Below are 17,790 nucleotides of genomic sequence, written 5' to 3' on the forward strand. Positions count from 1 at the left end.
TACTCGTAATAACCGATGGGCTTTGTTGAATAAATAGAAAGTTTGGGTAATCATCGGATCAGATCACCATAGTTGTTTCAACATCAGGTCTCCATGGCAAAACAAAATTTTAAAATCACTAACTGGCCCTCCTATAACAAGGCCCTCAAGCAGCGCGGTTCTCTAACCGTATGGCTAGATGAATCAGCCATTGCTGCATGGACGGAAAAAACGACTACTGAACGGCGTGGACGACCGCTCCACTACTCAGATATGGCCATCACCACAGTCCTGATGATGAAACGCGTGTTTGGTCTAATGAGATGGTCACCCCCACCCTGTGAGCGCTACGCTGACAGGGTGTTTCTTTATGGAGAAGGCCATCATGCAAAACGTCACGCTTATTGGTATCGATCTCGGCAAACATTCTTTTCACATTCATTGTCAGGATAAATCAGGCAAGGCATTACTGCGGAAAAAGTTTACCCGCACCAAACTCATCGAGTTTCTGGCTACGTGTACACCTACTACCGTTGTAATGGAAGCCTGCGCCGGTGCCCATTTTATGGCTCGTCGGATCAGTGAGCTGGGGCATGAAGTAAAGTTGATCTCTCCGCAGTTTGTCCGCCCTTTTGTCAAGAGCAACAAGAACGATTTCGTTGATGCCGAAGCAATATGCGAAGCCGGATCACGCCCTTCCATGCGGTTTGTGCAGCCAAGAACTGAGGCTCAGCAGGCTATGCGAGCCTTGCATCGCGTCAGGGAGTCGTTGGTCAGAGACAACGTTAAAACGACTAACCAAATGCATGCTTTTTTACTGGAGTTTGGTATCAGCATGCCGAAAGGTATTGCGGTAATCAAAAGGCTTTCAGCTGTTCTGGCTGATAATGACTTGCCACCTTATCTGGCACAGTTGCTGCTTCGATTACACGATCATTACCAATATTTGGTTGGGCAGATAGCAGAGCTCGAAAGAGAACTTGGGCAGGCACTCTCTCTAACTAACTGTTCCGAATAGTAGATCACCTGAAGGGAACTCAGTCCGAGTTGAGCGATCTGATCAATCGATAAAGCTCCCAAATCATCAACCGGACTGAGCGATGTCGAGCATAGCACCGATACCCCGTAACGAACGACGCCTGATGAAGAAAACTCTCCATAAAACGCGTGACAAGAATCACGCCCGCAGGCTGACCGCCATCCTGATGTTGCACCGGGGCGAGCGCGTGAGCGATGTCGCCAGAATGCTTTGCTGCGCCCGTTCGTCAATCGGCAGATGGATTAACTGGCTCACCCTGTACGGCATTGAAGGCCTCAAATCTCTGCGGCCCGGTCGTGGCCGTCGCTGGCCGTTTGAACAGATCTGCGCACTGTTAATCCAGCTCGTAAAGCGTTCCCCTCATGATTTTGGCTATCAGCGTTCGCGCTGGAGCAGGGAACTGCTAGCGATAAAAATCAATGAGATAACCGGTTGCCAGTTGCATGCTTCCACGGTGCGCCGTTGGCGGCCTTCTGCCGGTCTGGTGTGGCGACGCGCAGCTCCTACGCTGCGTATCCGCGACCCGCATAAGGAAGAAAAAATGGAGGCCATCGCGATGGCGCTGGAACAATGCAGCGCGGAACATCCCGTCTTTTACGAAGACGAAGTGGATATTCATCTGAATCCCAAAATTGGCGCGGACTGGCAGGTTCGCGGGAAGCAGAAACGCATCGTGACGCCGGGCAAGAACGAGAAATATTATCTGGCGGGTGCATTACACAGCGGGACGGGAAAAGTCAGCTATGTTGGAGGAAACAGTAAAAGTTCGTGTTTGTTTATCAGTATGTTAGAGCATCTGAGAGCAACGTACAGACGGGCAAAAACGCTCACGCTGATAGTTGATAACTACATTATTCACAAAAGCCGGGAGACGCAGCGCTGGCTGGAAGAAAACCCGAAATTCAGGGTTATTTATCAGCCGGTGTACTCACCATGGGTAAATCATGTAGAGCGGTTATGGCAGGCGTTGCATGAAACCATTACCCGCAATCATCAATGCTGTTCAATGTGGCAGTTACTGAACAAGGTTCGCCGCTTCATGGAAACCGTCAGCCCGTTTCCCAGTGGAAAACATGGACAGGCAAAAGTGTAGCGGTATTAGGAACAGCTATTTAGATGAAACTGGCCAGCATTTAATGACCATCCCTGGTGTTGGACCGATAACAGCCAGCGTTTTGTCATCACAGTTAGGCGATGGCAAGCAATATGAAAACAGTCGTAATTTTGCCGTTTCCACCGGTCTTGTACCCCGCCAATACAGTACTGGAGGGAAGAATACTCTGCTGGGTATTAGCAAGCGTGGAGATAAAAACCTTCGCCGATTGCTTGTTCAATGTGCGCGGGTATTTATCCTAAGAATTGACCATCAATCAGGGAGATTAGCTGATTGGGTAAGGTCTCAGTTGGGCAGGAAACATTCTTGCGTTGTGTGCTGTGCATTAGCAAATAAATTAGCTCGAATAGCTTGGGCAATAACGACACGAAATACCGTGTTTGAACAGTAATGCTGGTCTAACAGTCAGCAATTTAACGAAGTTACCCATCTGGTTTTGCGAAGACTGATTATTGATGACATGAACGGCCTGACGGCCTGATATAAAACCAAAAATGAAAATGGCTCAATGAAGCCGATGGCCTTTTTAGGAATATCAGGTGCGAAACTCATCGTGGCGCGGGCATCCTTGGCCATAAAGACGTCGGATAGATTTAAGCAAGCCCACCATTAATCAAAGATCAGTGTTGCAAAAATGGGGGTGACCATAGATTCATTGAGGGCTTTACAGGGTTTTGTTGACTCGATTTTTAAACTGATTAAATTGTCGCTGCATTGTCCAGACTATTCGCTGCTCAGCAAGCGAGCAAAGACAGTGAACATCAGCATAAAAACGCCAACCCGTGGTGAAATCTCACATCTGGTCATTGATGGAACCGGCCTGAAGGTCTTTGGCGAAGGCGAATGGAAAGTCCGGCAGCATGGTGCCGACAGACGCAGGGTGTGGCGTAAGCTGCATCTGGCAGTAGACAGTGCGACGCATGAGATTATCTGTGCGGATTTGTCGCTCAGTGGTACGACTGATGCCCAGGCTCTACCGGCACTGATAAACCAGACCCACCGGAAAATCAGAGAGGCATCGGCTGACGGCGCTTACGATACAGGTTACTGCCATGATGCTCTGCTGAGGAAGAAAATAAGGCCGCTTATCCCGCCGCGAAGGGGGGCGCAATATTGGCCGGACCACTACCACGAGCGTAACCACGCTGTTGCAAATCAGCGCCTGAGCGGCAGCAACGATACCTGGAAAAAGAAAGTGGGCTATCACCGACGTTCAGTGGCTGAAACGGCCATGTTCCGGTTCAAAACGCTTCTGGGTGGTCATCTAAGTCTGCGTGACTACGATGCTCAGGTGGGTGAAGCCATGGCGATGGTCAAAGCGCTTAACCGGATCACGCTATTAGGAATGCCGAACAGTATTCGCATCAGGTAACAATCGACCTGGGGCACAGTCGTTACAAGTTCTGATTTATTCAACAAAGCCACGGCAACCAGCGCCACCAGGCAACGCTCGCCGCCATTGCCGCGTTTGAAAAAGCGCACCCGGACATCAAGGTGAAAGCAGAACCCGCGGGGTGGGATGGCTACCTCTCCAAATTAACCACCCAGTTGGCGGGCAACACCGAGCCGGACGTGATGCAAACCAACTGGAACTGGCTGGTGCTGTTTTCCAAGGACGGCAACGGTTTCTATAATCTCAACAATGCCAAAGGGATAGACCTGACACAGTTCTCCCCGAAAGCGCTCAAAATGACCAGCGTGGACAACAAGCTTAACGCTATTCCTGTCGCTATGACGGGGCGTTCCATGTATTACAACCCGGAGTTGTGGAAAAAAGCGGGATTGAGCTATCCGCAGACCTGGGATGACATGCTGGCGGCTGGTCCGGTTTTTAAACAGAAACTGGGCGACGATCACTACCCGTTCGTGCTGGCTAATCACGACACCACCATCATGACGTTTCTGAACTCGTACATGATTCAGAAATACAACAAAACCATGATCGATGATAAAACCCAGTCCTTCACCTTTAACCCGCAGGAGTGGCTGGACTACTTCGGGATGTATAAAAAACTGGTCGACAGGCACGTCATCCCTAATATGAAGTTTTTCGCCGCCTACGGCAAAACCAACGCTTGGGAAATTCCCAATTGGCTGGAAGGCAAGATTGGCGGAGTTCACACCTGGAGTACCGACAACACCTTCTCCGGCAGCCTGAAAGCGCCGACCACGCTGGAAGTGGGGCCCTATCCGACGCTGCCGGGCGCCAAAGACAGCGGCATGTTCTACAAGCCTGCCATGATGTTATCCATCGGCAAAAACACTCGATATCCCCAAGAGTCTGCCCAGTTGATCAACTTCTTGCTGAATGCGCCAGAAGGGGTCAGCGCCATGGGGCTGCAACGCGGTGTGCCGCTGAGTAAGGTTGCCAGCAAACAGTTAATGGATGCGGGTACGCTCAATGCCACGCAGTTGCCCGTGCAGGGGCTGAAACAGGTGGAATCGCTGTATGGCAATATTGCGCCGTCTCCCTATATGGAGAACCCACAGCTGTTGGCCTCGTTCCTGGAACACCTGCAAAAATACGACTATGGCCAGATGACGCTGGAAGAGATGGCGCAGTCGTTCCCCAAATCGGGGCAGCGCATTCTGAAAAAAATCATGTAATACTTGCACCTGCGCTACACAGCTGTGTGGCGTAGGCGCTATTAGCAATGGGTAAACCGTTTTATTCTGTCACTACGTTATTTGTAAACATGCGAGAAAACTATGAACGCCTTTGACACTGCGCACACGGACACCGCGGCAGACGCACGCCGCTACGACGCGATTTATCAAAAACTTGAGCTGTTGTTCAATGAGATCATTACCGTTCGCACGGACGATGCCGCATTGAAGAAGCAAAAGGTGATCGCCTCCGATCTCTCGATCGAAAACTGGGACTGGTCGCAAGGCCTGGGGATCTACGGTATCTGGCGTCTTTATCAGGTCACGGGCGAACAGCGTTATCTGGACTATGTGCTGGCATGGTACCAACGCCGCCTGGCGGAAGGATTACCGGAGAAAAACATCAATCGCATGGCACCAATGCTGACGCTCACCACCATGGGGATCGTCCAGGAGACACGCGAGCATCAGGCGCTGATCGAGGAATACGCACACTGGATTGAGCACGAACTGTTGCGCACCCAGGAGAATGGGTTCACCCACTGCACCAGCGATCACCTTAATGAAGAGCAGCTCTGGGTCGATACGCTGTTTATGAGCGGCTTGTTCTACACTCGCGCCAGCACCTACCTCAATCTCCCAAACTATCTGGATGAAGTCAGCTATCAGTTCCTGTTGCATATCAAATACCTGATCGACAGAGATACCGGACTGTGGATGCACGGTTGGAACTTCACCGGCAATGGCAACTACGGTAAGGCACTGTGGGGGCGTGGTAACGGTTGGGCAGCCATCAGCACCGTCGATTTACTCGAGATGCTGGACCACCAAGATGCCAGCTATCAGATGATCCTCAACACGTTCAGCCGTCAAGCCGATGCAGCCGTGCGCTATCAGGATGCCAGCGGTATGTGGCGTACCCTGCTTAACCAGCAGGACAGCTATCTGGAGGCTTCCGGCACCGCCGGTTTCACCTACGCGCTGTTAAAAGGCATACGCCTTGGTCTGCTCGACGAACGCTATCACGATGCCGCCTGGAAAGGTGTCAATGCCCTGTTGAGCCGTATCAGCCCGCAGGGAGAAGTCGCAGATGTCTCCGCAGGGACGTCAGTCGGGCACGATCTCGATCACTATCGTAAGATTGCCATCAAACAGCGCGCGTATGGTCAGTCGCTTACCATGCTGGCGTTGACAGAGGCATTAGCCGGGCTGAAGTAACTCTGGCAGCCCCGTGGCGTATCGGGCCGTCGCGGGGCTTTTTCACTGCTGCTTACCGCGCCGTTTATGGGGTAAAAACCTGCTCCGCATCCGGTGGCAACAATCCGGCTTTCCAGCGTTGCTGCCAGCTGTGCGCAAAAGTTTGCATCCCGCTTTGACCGCCCATCTGCAACAGCCCCGGCAACTGATGGCTTTTGCCCTCACGAATCAGGCTGGCCACAGCTGTATTGGTCAGCAACACTTCATACAAAGCGACGCGCCCTCCTCCGCGTCGTGGCACCAGTTGCTGCGCCACCACACCTTGCAGGCACAGCGCCAGTTGGCTGCGCACAAAATCTTTCTCCTGTGCGGGATAACACATCCAGCAGACGTTCTACCGCCTGAGCGGCACCGCGTGTATGCAGCGTCGCCAGCACCAAGTGCCCGGTTTCTGCCGCCGTTAACGCCAACCGAATGGTTTCACCGTCGCGTAATTCCCCCAGCAAGATGACATCCGGGTCTTCACGCAGAGCACCGCGCAAGCCGTGGGCAAACGACGGGCAGTGTACGCCGATCTCACGCTGTTGGATCAGGCCGCGATCGGCGCAAAGCGCAGATGAGTAGACAAATTCAATAGGGTCTTCCAACGTAATAACATGGCAAGCCTGCTGCTGTCTGAGCGCATTCACAATCGCCACCAATGTGGTAGATTTCCCACTGCCGGTTGCGCCGGTCACCAGAATCAACCCGGCGTGTCGCGTGATTAACGAAGCAAGGATCGGTGGCGCATGCAGTGTTTCCAACGCGTGTGCCGTCGTAGCAATGTTACGTAACGCAACGGAAAGCCCGGCATGCTGACGAAACAGATGTGCGCGCAGCCGAATGCCGTCGGGTGTGGTCAACGCGCCATCGGCCTGCCCCTCAGTGTGTAATTGCTGGCGCTGATGGGCCGTCATCCAACGGTCTCCCCAACGCTCCAACTGCGCAGCGTTGCAACAGGCGCTGATCTGTATCGGTTGTAACTCGCCATCAATACGCCACATCGGTCGATATCCGCTACACAGGTGCAGATCGGAGGCATTCTGTTTTACACTACAGGTTATCCACTCATTGATATCCATAGACCCCATCCTTAGCATGACCATGAACCCGATTGAGCAGAATCTACAGAACGTCAGAGAGAAGATCGCCGCCGCCGCATGTGGACGCGACCCGCACGCGGTGACCTTGCTTGCCGTCAGTAAAACCAAACCTGTGGCAGCGATCGAAGAAGCGATTGCCAGCGGGCAGCGAGGTTTTGGGGAAAATTATGTACAGGAAGGCGTGGACAAGGTGCTTTATTTCCGTGAGGTCATGCCTCAGGTGGCATTACAATGGCACTTTATCGGACCACTGCAATCCAACAAGAGCCGTCTGGTTGCCGAACATTTTGACTGGTGTCACACCGTCGATCGCCCTAAAATCGCCCAACGTCTGAGCGAACAACGCCCAGCGGCATTATCGCCATTGAACGTGTTGCTGCAAGTGAACATTAGCGGTGAAGCCAGCAAATCGGGGATCGAACCAGCAGATCTTCCCGCCCTGGCCGCTACCGTCGCTGTCCTGCCACACCTGACGCTGCGGGGCCTGATGGCAATTCCGGCACCGGAAAGTGACTACGCACGGCAATTAGCCGTGTTTCAATCGATGAATGCCCTGTTTGCGCAGTTAAAATTGCATTATCCTCAGGTGGATACCCTCTCCATGGGGATGACGGATGATATGAGCGCCGCGATTGCGGCAGGCAGTACGCTGGTACGCATCGGCACCGCCATTTTCGGCGCACGGGATTATCCTCAGCATGTATAGGCCTCAACATGGATAATTCTCACCATGGATAATCCCCTTCGGGACTGAACGCTGCCACTGGCCGGTTGACGAACACGAGAGAACATAAATATGCAACACCGCAAGCTTACCTTTATTGGTGCCGGAAACATGGCTCAGGCCATCATTGCAGGGCTGGTTAACGGCGGTTATGCTGCCGATCGTATCCGCGTCTGCGCACCGAGCGCCGCACGACGGGATGCGCTGGCACAGCGCTATGGCGTTATCAGCAGTGACGACAACCTCGCGGGCGCGCAGGATGCTGACGTCGTGGTACTGGCGGTGAAACCGCAGTTGATGGCAAGCGTATGCGAGCCGCTGCGCGGCGTCCTGAACGCGCCGGGTAAGTTGGTGCTGTCTATCGCGGCTGGAGTGAGTGTGGCGCGCTTTCAAGCGCTGTTAGGGGAGCCGCTAACGCTGGTGCGCATTATGCCAAACACACCGTCATTGGTGGGCAAAGGCATGAGCGGCCTTTACGCGCCCGCTAACGTATCGGCGGAAGATCGTGCCTTTAGCGCTGAACTGATGCAAAGCGTGGGTAAAGTATGCTGGGTTGAGCAAGAGAGCGGCATCAACGGCGTTATTGCCGCCGCAGGCAGCGCACCGGCCTATTTTTTCCTGTTTATGGAAGCTATGCAGCAAGAGGCCATACGCCAAGGATTCACACCGGAAAGTGCACGTCAGTTGGTGCAGCAAGCCGCACTGGGTGCAGCTGCACTGGTAGAAGCCAGTCCGGATACGCCGCTTGCGACGCTGCGTGAGAATGTGACGTCCAAAGGCGGCACCACCGCAGAGGCGCTGCGGGTGTTTAACGAACGCCAACTGACACAAACCGTCGCCGATGCCATGCAGGCTGCCGTGCATCGCGCGCAGGAAATGGAAAAACTGTTTTAACGCACCGTTATTCTCTATATATCTGATAAGGAATCGATGTTTCTATGCTAACCCTGATGTTTCTGGTCAAGACACTGATCGACCTGTATGTAATGGTGCTGCTGTTACGCATTTGGATGCAATGGTCACTCAGTGATTTTTATAACCCGTTGTCACAATTCGTGGTGAAAATCACGCAGCCTATCGTCAGGCCGCTGCGCCGTATTCTGCCTGCACTCGGCCCCATCGATAGCGCATCGCTGCTGTTGGCGTTTCTGCTGACCACGTTGAAATACCCCCTGCTGATGCTGATTCAGGTTGGAGCCTTCGCGATAAGCCCGGTCAACTTGCTGGTGGGTTTGTTGGCACTGTTAAAATCCGCGGGCTATCTGGTGTTCTGGGTAGTGATTATTCGTGCGCTGATGAGTTGGGTGAGTCAGGGACGCAGCCCGGTGGACTACCTGCTGTTCCAACTTACCGAACCGTTTATGGCCCCGATTCGCCGTATTATTCCAGCCATGGGCGGCATCGATTTCTCCGCCATGGCGGTGATTTTGATCCTGTATCTTCTGAACTACCTCGGCATGGATCTGTTTCCTGAATTTTGGTTCCTGCTGTGAGTGCAATAGCACTGATGCCCGACGGGTTGGTCATTCGGCTCTATATTCAGCCGAAGGCCAGCCGAGACCAGATAGTCGGCCTGCACGGTGATGAGCTTAAAGTAGCCATCACCGCGCCGCCGGTTGATGGTCAGGCCAACGCGCATTTGGTCAAATACCTTGCCAAGCAGTTACGGGTGGCAAAAGGCGCAGTGAGCATTGAAAAAGGTGAGCTGGGCCGTCATAAACAGATTAGAATTGTTAATCCGCAGCACATTCCTACGGAAATCGCCGCATTGATCTCGCAGTAACCCTCCACAGGGAACTGCGCATCGCAACAGATAACTCCCCGCCATTCCCGACGATGGCATTAACAGAATGCAGGACACACGCATGGATACCACGAGGCAAAACGTCGTTTTAGCCACCGGCAACCCCGGAAAAGTTCGCGAACTCGCCGATCTGCTGGCAGATTTTGGCATGAATATCGTCGCACAAACCGAGCTGGGCGTTGATTCTGCCGAAGAGACCGGATTGACCTTTATCGAGAATGCACTGCTCAAAGCGCGCCACGCGGCGCACATCACCGGATTGCCTGCGGTGGCCGATGACTCGGGTCTGGCGGTTGATGCATTGGGCGGTGCGCCGGGCATCTACTCCGCGCGCTACGCCGGAGTAGATGCCAGCGATCAAGCCAATCTGGACAAACTGCTCGATGCCATCAAGGATGTCCCTGACGAACAACGCGGAGCCAGCTTCCATTGCGTGCTGGTCTATCTGCGCCACGCCGATGACCCGACGCCGCTGGTCTGCCACGGCCGCTGGCAGGGTGTGCTGACGCGTAAAGCTGTGGGCGAAGGCAGCTTCGGCTATGACCCTATCTTTTACGTGCCGAGTGCAGGCAAAACGGCCGCAGAAATGACGCGCGATGAGAAAAACGCGCTGTCGCACCGTGGTCAGGCGCTGCGTTTACTGCTGGATGAGCTGCGTCATGCATAAACTGCCGCCGCTCAGCCTGTACATTCACATTCCCTGGTGTGTGCAAAAATGCCCGTATTGCGATTTTAACTCCCACGCTCTTAAAGGTGAGGTGCCGCATCAGGAATATGTGGAGCACTTATTGGCGGATCTGGATGCGGATCTTCCGCTGAGCGGCGACCGAGCTCTCAGTTCAATCTTTATCGGCGGCGGCACGCCCAGCCTGCTGAGCGCAGAAGGCATGCAGGCACTGCTCGATGGAGTGCGTGCCCGCTTGCCCCTTAGCGCGGATGCCGAAATCACCATGGAAGCCAACCCCGGCACGGTAGAAGCCGATCGCTTTAGCGGCTATCAGCGTGCGGGAATTAATCGAATCTCCATTGGCGTGCAAAGTTTCAGCCCGGAAAAACTGACGCGTCTCGGACGTATTCACGGCCCGGAAGAAGCTAAGCGTGCCGCGCGTCTGGCGGCTGGACTTGGGCTGCGCAGTTTCAATCTGGACCTGATGCACGGCTTGCCGGATCAGACGCTGGAAGAAGCGCTGGACGATTTGCGTCAGGCGATTGCGCTCAATCCACCGCATTTGTCGTGGTATCAATTGACGATTGAGCCGAATACCCTGTTCGGTTCGCGCCCGCCGGTGCTGCCCGATGACGATGCGCTGTGGGATATCTTTGCGCAGGGCCATGCGCTGCTCACTGCCGCAGGCTACCAGCAATATGAAACGTCCGCCTACGCCAAACCGGGCTATCAGTGTCAGCACAACCTAAACTATTGGCGTTTTGGCGATTATCTGGGGATTGGGTGTGGTGCGCATGGCAAGATCACGCGCGCTGACGGGAGTATCCTGAGAACTGTAAAAACCCGCCATCCGCGCGGTTATATGCGCGGCACTTACCTGGACCAGCGCAATGAGGTGCAAGCGGAAGATCTGCCGTTCGAATTCTTCATGAACCGTTTTCGGTTGCTGGAACCCGCGCCGCGTAGCGAATTCAGTGCCTACACCGGCTTGGCAGAAAGCGCTGTGCGCCCGCAAATAGACTGGGCGTTGGCGCAAGGCTATCTGACAGAAACCGAGACCCACTGGCAGGTTACCGAACACGGTAAGCTGTTTCTGAATTCCTTGCTGGAAGGGTTTCTGGAGGAATGATTGCAACCAGAAAAAGAAAAAAACAGGTGAACGGTTAGATAATGCTGACCGTCACTTGTCCTCTGAATGTAGTGGTCAACTAATATTGGCCACCGCATTAGACTGTATGTAGAACAGTCGCTCAGATTCGTTTGGAGTTAAGCCGCCGTTATACCAGTGAGGCCGGATAGCGCTGTAATACCCCGTGATGTAGCGGATAATCGCGTCCTGGGCTTCGCTGAAGCTGTTGTAACCCTTTGTCGGCACCCATTCTGTCTTCAGGCTGCGGAAGAACCGCTCCATTGGCGCATTATCCCAGCAGTTACCCCGCCGACTCATACTCTGCTTTATCCGGCAGCGCCACAGGGCTTGCCGGTATTGACGGCTGGTATAGTGGCTGCCCTGGTCGCTGTGGAACATGACTCCTGTTGGTTGTCCCCGGAGTTCCCAGGCCATCTGCAACGCTTTAACTGTCAGCGCCGAGTCCGGCGACGTCGACATGGCCCAGCCCACCGGTTTGCGGGCGAACAGGTCTAGCACATATCGTTATACACATCTTTTGGCCATTTTTTGAACAGGATGCTCAGAACCCCGTGAATTAAGGCATTCAAGCCATCCCATTGGCTTTTTGAGGTTCAAAATGCCACTCTGAGATAAACCCGTAACTCATTGATTAAACAGTGCGTTAGAACGATGTGTATAACGATATGGGTCTAGCACCACCGCAAGGTAAGCCCAGCATTTGCCCGTCCAGATGTAGGTCACATCGCCGCACCAGACCTGATCCGGCGCGGTAACCGCGAACTGGCGGTTGAGATAGTTCGGTATTTCAACGTGTTCATTGCCGCCGCGTTTGTATTTGTGAGCCGGTCGCTGGCAGCTGGCGATACCCAGCTCCTTCATCAGCTTGCCAGCCAGCCAGCGCCCCATTTTGACACCAGAGCTGCCGGTGACGATGGTCGCGATACTTCGAGCGCCGGCAGAGCCGCCGCTGGCGTTCCAGGCTTCCATGACGCGACTACACTTAACCACGCGCTCACCGTCGGGTTCATTAGCGGAAGCCTGCCAGTGCCTGTAGCTGCTGCGATGTACCTCAAAAGTTTGGCACAACGCCGTGACCGGGTATCGCGCCCTCAGCCTGTCGACTACCGTGAACCGTTGAGTGAGTCCGACATTAAGAGCGCCGTAGCCTTTTTTAGGATTTCGTTCTCCATTTCAAGGCATTGGACTTTTTTCTTCATCTCACGCAGCTCGAGCTGTTCAGGGGTAAGAGGAAGTCCCGTTGGCGTTTTTCCCTGTCGTTCAAGGCGAAGCTTATTGACCCAGCGACTAATGGCAGAATGGCTGACATTAACCGCCTCTGCGGCCTTAACGTATGTGTAGCCGTGGTCGACAACCAGCTTTGCGGCTTCGAGCTTAAATTCCGCCGTAAAATGTTTACCCATGAGGTCACCTGTCGTGTTGATGAGGTGAGCATATCACCTCCGATCAGGTGGCCAGTATCAGTGTGCCACTACATGCAGCAATGGCTGATTCATCTAGCCATACGGTTAGAGAACCGCGCTGCTTGAGGGCCTTGTTATAGGACACCTCGTTATACACAAGTCCGCAACGCCTTATATGCCAAGGGTTAGCGGGCTGAAATAGGCAGCCGGTGGGGTTGTAAATGAAGTGAAACCGACGTGTACTATCGCCATTTACGGCGCTGAAAAATGACACGGGATTCAGATGGCTGGGCACACCAAGAACTGGAAGGGGTAAATCTTGGTGACACGAAGCTCAATAAGCGTGCCAAAGGGCTTTTGATACGGCTGGCTGAGAATCCGCAAGCCAGCATTCCGCATACGTGCCTCGGATGGTCTGAGACGCTGGGTGCTTAGCGCTTCATGGAGAGCCAAGCATTCGAATGGCGAGACATTCTGCAACCTCACTGGCAGCGTACGCAGGAAAGGATCCGAGAACACGAGGTTGTGCTGTGTATCCAAGACACTACCGAGCTTGACTTCAACGGGCAGCAAATCCAAGGCTTGGGTCCCTTGAACTACGAAGCCAGGCGTGGTCTGTACCTGCATCCGACCTACGCGGTCAGTCCGGATCGCGTGGGGTTGGGCGTACTGGATGCGTGGATGTGGGCAAGAGAGCCGAAGGATGCAGACGGAAAACGCGATGGGCTCAAGGAGAGTACGCGCTGGCTCGAGGGATACGAGCGAGTTGCTGAACTCGCCTCGGAGTTGCCAAACACACGTCTGGTGTACTTAGCCGATCGCGAAGCGGATATCAAGGCGTTGATGCAGCTCGCTGATGACCTTGGCACTCCGGCTGACTGGTTGATCCGCTCGACTCATAATCGCAGTCTGGACTGTAATGAGAAGCTTTGGCAGAAGGTTGGAAAGACCGTGCCGGTGGGAGAAATCCAATTCGTTATGGCGGCTCGCGCGGGGCAGAAGGCGCGTACGGTGAAACAGGCGCTGCGCGTGAAGCGAGTGTCGCTGCGTTGCGGGTTGGCAGTGACTTGTGTGATAGCCAAGGAAATTGAGCCGCCAGCAGGCGTGAAGCCGGTCGAGTGGCGGTTGCTGAGCAATCGCGTACCTGAAGGACGAGAAGATATCGTGGAGCTGATCGACTGGTATCGGGCTAGATGGGAAATCGAGATGTTCTTCAATGTGCTGAAGAACGGCTGCTGTGTCGAAGCGTTACAGTTATCGACCGTGGATCGCATTGAGCGGGCATTGGCGCTGTTCATGATCGTGGCATGGCGCATCGCCTATTTAATGCGTATGGGACGAACCTGTCCAGAGCTGGACGCAATGTTGTTCTTTGATTCCGACGAGACTCATGGCGCTTACCTACTGATGAACAAGCGTATGCCCAAGGGCCGCCCTAAGCTAAACGAAGTATTGCGCTTAGTTGCGCAACTGGGAGGCTTTCTTGCTCGAAAAGGCGACGGTGAACCAGGCGCAAAAACTATCAGGAAAGGCTTGCAGAAAGTCATGACGGCCGCCGAAACGCTACGCGCGCTCAGGCACGAACAGAGATGTGTATAACGAGGTGGTTATAGGACATATCGTTATACACATCTTTTGGCCATTTTTTGAACAGGATGCTCAGAACCCCGTGAATTAAGGCATTCAAGCCATCCCATTGGCTTTTTGAGGTTCAAAATGCCACTCTGAGATAAACCCGTAACTCATTGATTAAACAGTGCGTTAGAAAGATGTGTATAACGATATGGGTTATAGGAGGGCCAGTTAGTGATTTTAAAATTTTGTTTTGCCATGGAGACCTGATGTTGAAACAACTATGGTGATCTGATCCGATGATTACCCAAACTTTCTATTTATTCAACAAAGCCCAAGAGAGATAGAAACTGGATTTTTTTCAAAAAAATAATTGCGTTTAGCCAACGCAGCGTCATTATCAATAATTGACGATGGATTTTCTTTATAAGCAAAAGAGGCGGAATCAGAACGGTGTAAAAAATTAAACAACAGCATGAGTTGAATGGTCTTTGCCATTGCACTTCTTCGGGCGAAAAATGGGGTTAATGATGGACTCAATATTCTCGGTAAGTTTTCTACATGGCTAATCTGGGAACTGAAATAATAAATATTTGCAGAGGGATTTGAATTAATTGATTCTAAAGTTTTCTCATGCTTATTCTTGGGCGACTTATCGCAATAACATGCTGTAGATAGACGATGTTGTATAGCTGAAATAGGCATTTTTGACTCCATTCAAAAAAGAATGGACTATAGGCATCACATTTATGCCATCGTTATTAAAAAATAATCTGTATTAGTCGCGACTTGATCTGACACTGGACCTTGAAAGGTTGAGAGTTACCGGTTTTGATATGGGTGTCGAATCCTTATACAAAACACGAGGTAACTCTCATGCTTCATACTAACAATCCCATCATCAAACACAAAGCCGGCCTGCTCAATCTCGCCGAAGAATGATGTAGCCCCCTGTAACACCAGACAGTAGCTGTATCTCCAGATAAGAGATAGGCTTAGATATATGTCTAACAATCATGCTAATTTTGAAATGACCGGGATCCTGTTAGGGCAAGAAGTCCGTAAGCGTAAAACTCCGCAAGAGAAAATCGCCATCATTCAGCAGACAATGGAGCCGGGGATGAACGTCTCCCATGTAGCCCGCCTGCATGGCATCCAGCCCAGCCTTTTGTTTAAGTGGAAGAAGCAATACCAGGAAGGAAGCCTCACCGCCGTTGCGGCCGGAGAAGAAGTGGTTCCAGCTTCGGCGCTGGCGACTGCCCTCAAGCAGGTCCGGGAGCTACAGCGCCTTCTGGGTAAGAAGACGATGGAAGTTGAGATCCTCAAAAAAGCAGTGGAGTACCGCCAGTCGCGAAAATGGATAGCGCACGCGCCCTTGTTGCCAAAGGACGGGGAATAGCTCTGGTCAGCCGCGCCATGAGCGTGTCGCGTGCGCAGCTGTCACTGCGGGTTAACCGTTCTGCCGACTGGCTGGACAGGCGCAGCAACCGGCGTAATGACGAAGCTGATGCTGAGATATTATCGGACATCCTCCGTATCATCAGCGACATGCCCAGTTACGGTTACCGCCGAGTGTGGGGTATCCTGCGTAAGCAACGTCGTGCAGAGGGACTTCCACCGGTGAACGCCAAACGGCTTTACAGGATAATGAGCGAGCATAACCTGCTGTTGTTGCATGATAAAACTGAACGTCCGAAGCGGGAGCATAAAGGCAAAATCGCGGTAGCAGAGAGCGATATGCGCTGGTGCTCAGATGGCTTCGAGTTCGGTTGTGACAACGGCGAGAAGCTGCGGGTGACGTTCGCACTGGACTGCTGCGACCGGGAGGCCATAGACTGGGCAGCGAGCACCAGGGGTTATGACAGTTCAACCGTGCAGGATGTGATGCTGAGGTCGGTGGAAAAACGCTTCGGTAGCGCGCTGCCGGATAAACCAGTGCAATGGCTGACGGATAATGGTTCAGCGTACACAGCGCATGAAACGCGGAAGTTCGCCAGAGAACTGAATCTGGAGCCCTGCACAACAGCAGTGAGCCGTCCACAGAGTAACGGCATGGCAGAACGGTTCGTGAAGACGATGAAGGAAGATTACATCGCCTTCATGCCAAAACCCGATGTGCGAACAGCGCTGAATAATCTTGCAGCGGCGTTCAATCATTACAATGAAAACCATCCGCACAGTGCGCTGGGATACAACTCCCCAAGAGAATATCGGCGCCAGCGGGCATCGTTAACTTAAGATACAAAAGCTGTCCGGAGATGGTGGGTCAAGATCAAATCTCGCCGAAGAACTCGGTAACGTATCAAAAGCCTGTAAAATCATGGGTGTGTCACGCGACACGTTTTATCGCTATCAGGAACTGGCGGCAGAAGGCGGCATTGACGCTCTGGTTAACCAAAACCGCCGGGTTCCCAACCTGAAAAACCGTGCTGATGAAGCCACTGAACGTGCGGTTGTTGATTACGCCATTGAGTTCCCGGCTCATGGCCAGCACCGGACCAGTAATGAGCTGCGTAAAAAAGGCGTCTTCATTTCTGGCAGCGGTGTGCGCTCCATCTGGCAACGACACGATCTGGAAAACTTTCGTAAGCGCCTGAAGGCACTTGAGGAAAAAGTTGCCAGAGAAGGCATCGTACTTACTGATGCTCAAATCGCTGCACTGGAGAAGAAGGCGCACGACGACGAAGCCTGTGGTGAAATAGAGACTGCTCACCCGGGTTATCTGGGGTCGCAGGACACCTTCTACGTGGGTAATCTGAAAGGTGTTGGCCGTATCTACCAGCAGACGTTCGTGGATACGTACTCGAAAGTGGCGCACTGCAAGCTTTACACGAGTAAAGCACCGATCTCTGCCGCCTACCTGCTCAATGATCGCGTGCTGCCGTTCTACGAAGCTCAGGGGCTGCCAATGCTAAGAATACTGACGGACAGGGGGACGGAGTACTGCGGTAAAGTGGAACAACATGACTATCAGCTGTACTTGGCTATCAACGATATAGACCATACGAAAACGAAAGCGATGTCTCCGCAGACAAACGGTATCTGCGAGCGCTTCCATAAAACTATTTTGCAGGATTTTTATCAGGTTGCGTTCCGTAAGACGTTATACGAGGACCTAGAAAGTCTACAAAAGGATCTGGACAACTGGTTGTGGCATTACAATAATGAGCGAACTCATCAGGGTAAAATGTGCTGCGGGCGTACGCCAATGGCCACGTTACTTGATGGTAAACGAGTCTGGGCAGAAAAAAATCTGAACCAGATTTAATCTGACAGACACCTGTATAAATAACCGGTAACTGTCAGATCAGGTCTGAGCTAATACAAATAATCTCAATTAAGAATTAACGCAATTTTCATCCCTCCGTTGAGGGAGTGTTTATTATTAAAAC

Annotated in this window: 13 protein-coding genes and 8 pseudogenes; 16 read left to right on the plus strand and 5 right to left on the minus strand. The window is 52.8% G+C overall.

Annotated elements, in window-relative coordinates; translation table 11 throughout:
* Nucleotides 1-93: 93 nt before the first annotated feature.
* The 4 genes and pseudogenes from ACWWJF_RS13940 to ACWWJF_RS13955 all read left to right on the plus strand — a co-directional run.
* Nucleotides 94-297, plus strand: a pseudogene (locus ACWWJF_RS13940) (transposase); the annotation flags it as partial.
* A 67-nt stretch (nt 298-364) separates the two neighbouring features.
* A pseudogene (locus tag ACWWJF_RS13945) lies at nt 365-973 on the plus strand (IS110 family RNA-guided transposase); the annotation flags it as partial.
* A 106-nt stretch (nt 974-1,079) separates the two neighbouring features.
* The gene (locus ACWWJF_RS13950) at nt 1,080-2,111 is read left to right on the plus strand and encodes an IS630 family transposase (RefSeq protein ID WP_455869779.1); all 1,032 of its coding nucleotides are present in this window, start codon (nt 1,080-1,082) and stop codon (nt 2,109-2,111) included.
* Between the two features lie 22 nt (nt 2,112-2,133).
* Nucleotides 2,134-2,523, plus strand: a pseudogene (locus ACWWJF_RS13955) (transposase); the annotation flags it as partial.
* 14 nt (nt 2,524-2,537) lie between these two features.
* Here the strand turns inward: ACWWJF_RS13955 and ACWWJF_RS13960 are convergent.
* Nucleotides 2,538-2,708 carry a hypothetical protein gene (locus ACWWJF_RS13960; protein WP_455869780.1) on the minus strand — a complete coding sequence of 57 codons (171 nt, stop codon included), beginning with the start codon at nt 2,706-2,708 and terminating at the stop codon, nt 2,538-2,540.
* A 79-nt stretch (nt 2,709-2,787) separates the two neighbouring features.
* Here ACWWJF_RS13960 and ACWWJF_RS13965 point away from each other — a divergent pair.
* The 3 genes and pseudogenes from ACWWJF_RS13965 to ACWWJF_RS13975 form a co-directional block, all read left to right on the plus strand.
* A pseudogene (locus tag ACWWJF_RS13965) lies at nt 2,788-3,504 on the plus strand (IS5 family transposase); the annotation flags it as partial.
* Nucleotides 3,505-3,542: 38 nt separating this feature from the next.
* Nucleotides 3,543-4,739, plus strand: a complete 1,197-nt coding sequence (locus tag ACWWJF_RS13970) for an ABC transporter substrate-binding protein (RefSeq protein WP_455871085.1) — start codon at nt 3,543-3,545, stop codon at nt 4,737-4,739.
* Nucleotides 4,740-4,841: 102 nt separating this feature from the next.
* Nucleotides 4,842-5,957 carry a glycoside hydrolase family 88/105 protein gene (locus ACWWJF_RS13975; protein ID WP_455869781.1) on the plus strand — a complete coding sequence of 372 codons (1,116 nt, stop codon included), beginning with the start codon at nt 4,842-4,844 and terminating at the stop codon, nt 5,955-5,957.
* Between the two features lie 64 nt (nt 5,958-6,021).
* On the opposite strand, the pseudogene ACWWJF_RS13980 reads toward ACWWJF_RS13975, so the two are convergent.
* Nucleotides 6,022-7,057 (minus strand): annotated as a pseudogene (locus tag ACWWJF_RS13980) (type IV pilus twitching motility protein PilT).
* A 22-nt stretch (nt 7,058-7,079) separates the two neighbouring features.
* On the opposite strand from ACWWJF_RS13980, the gene ACWWJF_RS13985 reads away from it, so the two are divergent.
* From ACWWJF_RS13985 to hemW, 6 genes are all read left to right on the plus strand, one after another.
* The gene (locus ACWWJF_RS13985; RefSeq protein ID WP_455871086.1) at nt 7,080-7,784 is read left to right on the plus strand and encodes a YggS family pyridoxal phosphate-dependent enzyme; all 705 of its coding nucleotides are present in this window, start codon (nt 7,080-7,082) and stop codon (nt 7,782-7,784) included.
* Between the two features lie 90 nt (nt 7,785-7,874).
* Nucleotides 7,875-8,696: a pyrroline-5-carboxylate reductase gene (proC, locus tag ACWWJF_RS13990; RefSeq protein ID WP_455869782.1), complete on the plus strand. Its 822-nt coding sequence runs from the start codon at nt 7,875-7,877 to the stop codon at nt 8,694-8,696.
* Nucleotides 8,697-8,740: 44 nt separating this feature from the next.
* Complete coding sequence (locus ACWWJF_RS13995; protein WP_455869783.1) at nt 8,741-9,295, plus strand: YggT family protein; 555 nt, start codon at nt 8,741-8,743, stop codon at nt 9,293-9,295.
* A gap of 14 nt (nt 9,296-9,309) precedes the next feature.
* On the plus strand, nt 9,310-9,585 hold the full coding sequence (gene yggU / locus ACWWJF_RS14000) for a DUF167 family protein YggU (protein WP_455871087.1): 276 nt from the start codon (nt 9,310-9,312) through the stop codon (nt 9,583-9,585).
* Between the two features lie 82 nt (nt 9,586-9,667).
* Nucleotides 9,668-10,273: an RdgB/HAM1 family non-canonical purine NTP pyrophosphatase gene (gene rdgB, locus ACWWJF_RS14005; protein ID WP_455871088.1), complete on the plus strand. Its 606-nt coding sequence runs from the start codon at nt 9,668-9,670 to the stop codon at nt 10,271-10,273.
* Nucleotides 10,266-11,402 (plus strand): radical SAM family heme chaperone HemW, encoded by a 1,137-nt coding sequence (gene hemW / locus ACWWJF_RS14010; RefSeq protein WP_455869784.1) that lies wholly within the window; start codon nt 10,266-10,268, stop codon nt 11,400-11,402. Before rdgB ends, hemW begins: the two co-directional genes overlap by 8 nt.
* 75 nt (nt 11,403-11,477) lie before the next feature.
* Here the strand turns inward: hemW and ACWWJF_RS14015 are convergent.
* Both ACWWJF_RS14015 and ACWWJF_RS14020 read right to left on the minus strand, forming a co-directional pair.
* Nucleotides 11,478-11,921: pseudogene (locus ACWWJF_RS14015) on the minus strand (IS3 family transposase); the annotation flags it as partial.
* A 180-nt stretch (nt 11,922-12,101) separates the two neighbouring features.
* Nucleotides 12,102-12,826 (minus strand): annotated as a pseudogene (locus tag ACWWJF_RS14020) (IS3 family transposase); the annotation flags it as partial.
* 267 nt (nt 12,827-13,093) lie between these two features.
* Between ACWWJF_RS14020 and ACWWJF_RS14025 the strand changes: the two are divergent.
* Nucleotides 13,094-14,425, plus strand: a pseudogene (locus ACWWJF_RS14025) (IS4 family transposase).
* Between the two features lie 297 nt (nt 14,426-14,722).
* On the opposite strand, the gene ACWWJF_RS14030 reads toward ACWWJF_RS14025, so the two are convergent.
* Nucleotides 14,723-14,896: a hypothetical protein gene (locus ACWWJF_RS14030; protein WP_455869785.1), complete on the minus strand. Its 174-nt coding sequence runs from the start codon at nt 14,894-14,896 to the stop codon at nt 14,723-14,725.
* A gap of 532 nt (nt 14,897-15,428) precedes the next feature.
* On the opposite strand from ACWWJF_RS14030, the gene ACWWJF_RS14035 reads away from it, so the two are divergent.
* Together ACWWJF_RS14035 and ACWWJF_RS14040 are read left to right on the plus strand one after the other, a co-directional pair.
* Nucleotides 15,429-16,636, plus strand: a protein-coding gene (locus ACWWJF_RS14035) for an IS3 family transposase (protein WP_455871089.1) whose coding sequence is annotated in 2 segments (ribosomal slippage) — nt 15,429-15,750 and nt 15,750-16,636 — 1,209 coding nt in all. Because the reading frame shifts where the segments join, the coding sequence is not laid out codon by codon here.
* A gap of 1 nt (nt 16,637) precedes the next feature.
* Nucleotides 16,638-17,666, plus strand: coding sequence for an IS481 family transposase (locus ACWWJF_RS14040; protein WP_455871090.1), 1,029 nt, complete (start codon nt 16,638-16,640; stop codon nt 17,664-17,666).
* Nucleotides 17,667-17,790: the final 124 nt, after the last annotated feature.

It is taken from the genome of Symbiopectobacterium sp. Eva_TO, from assembly GCF_053848865.1.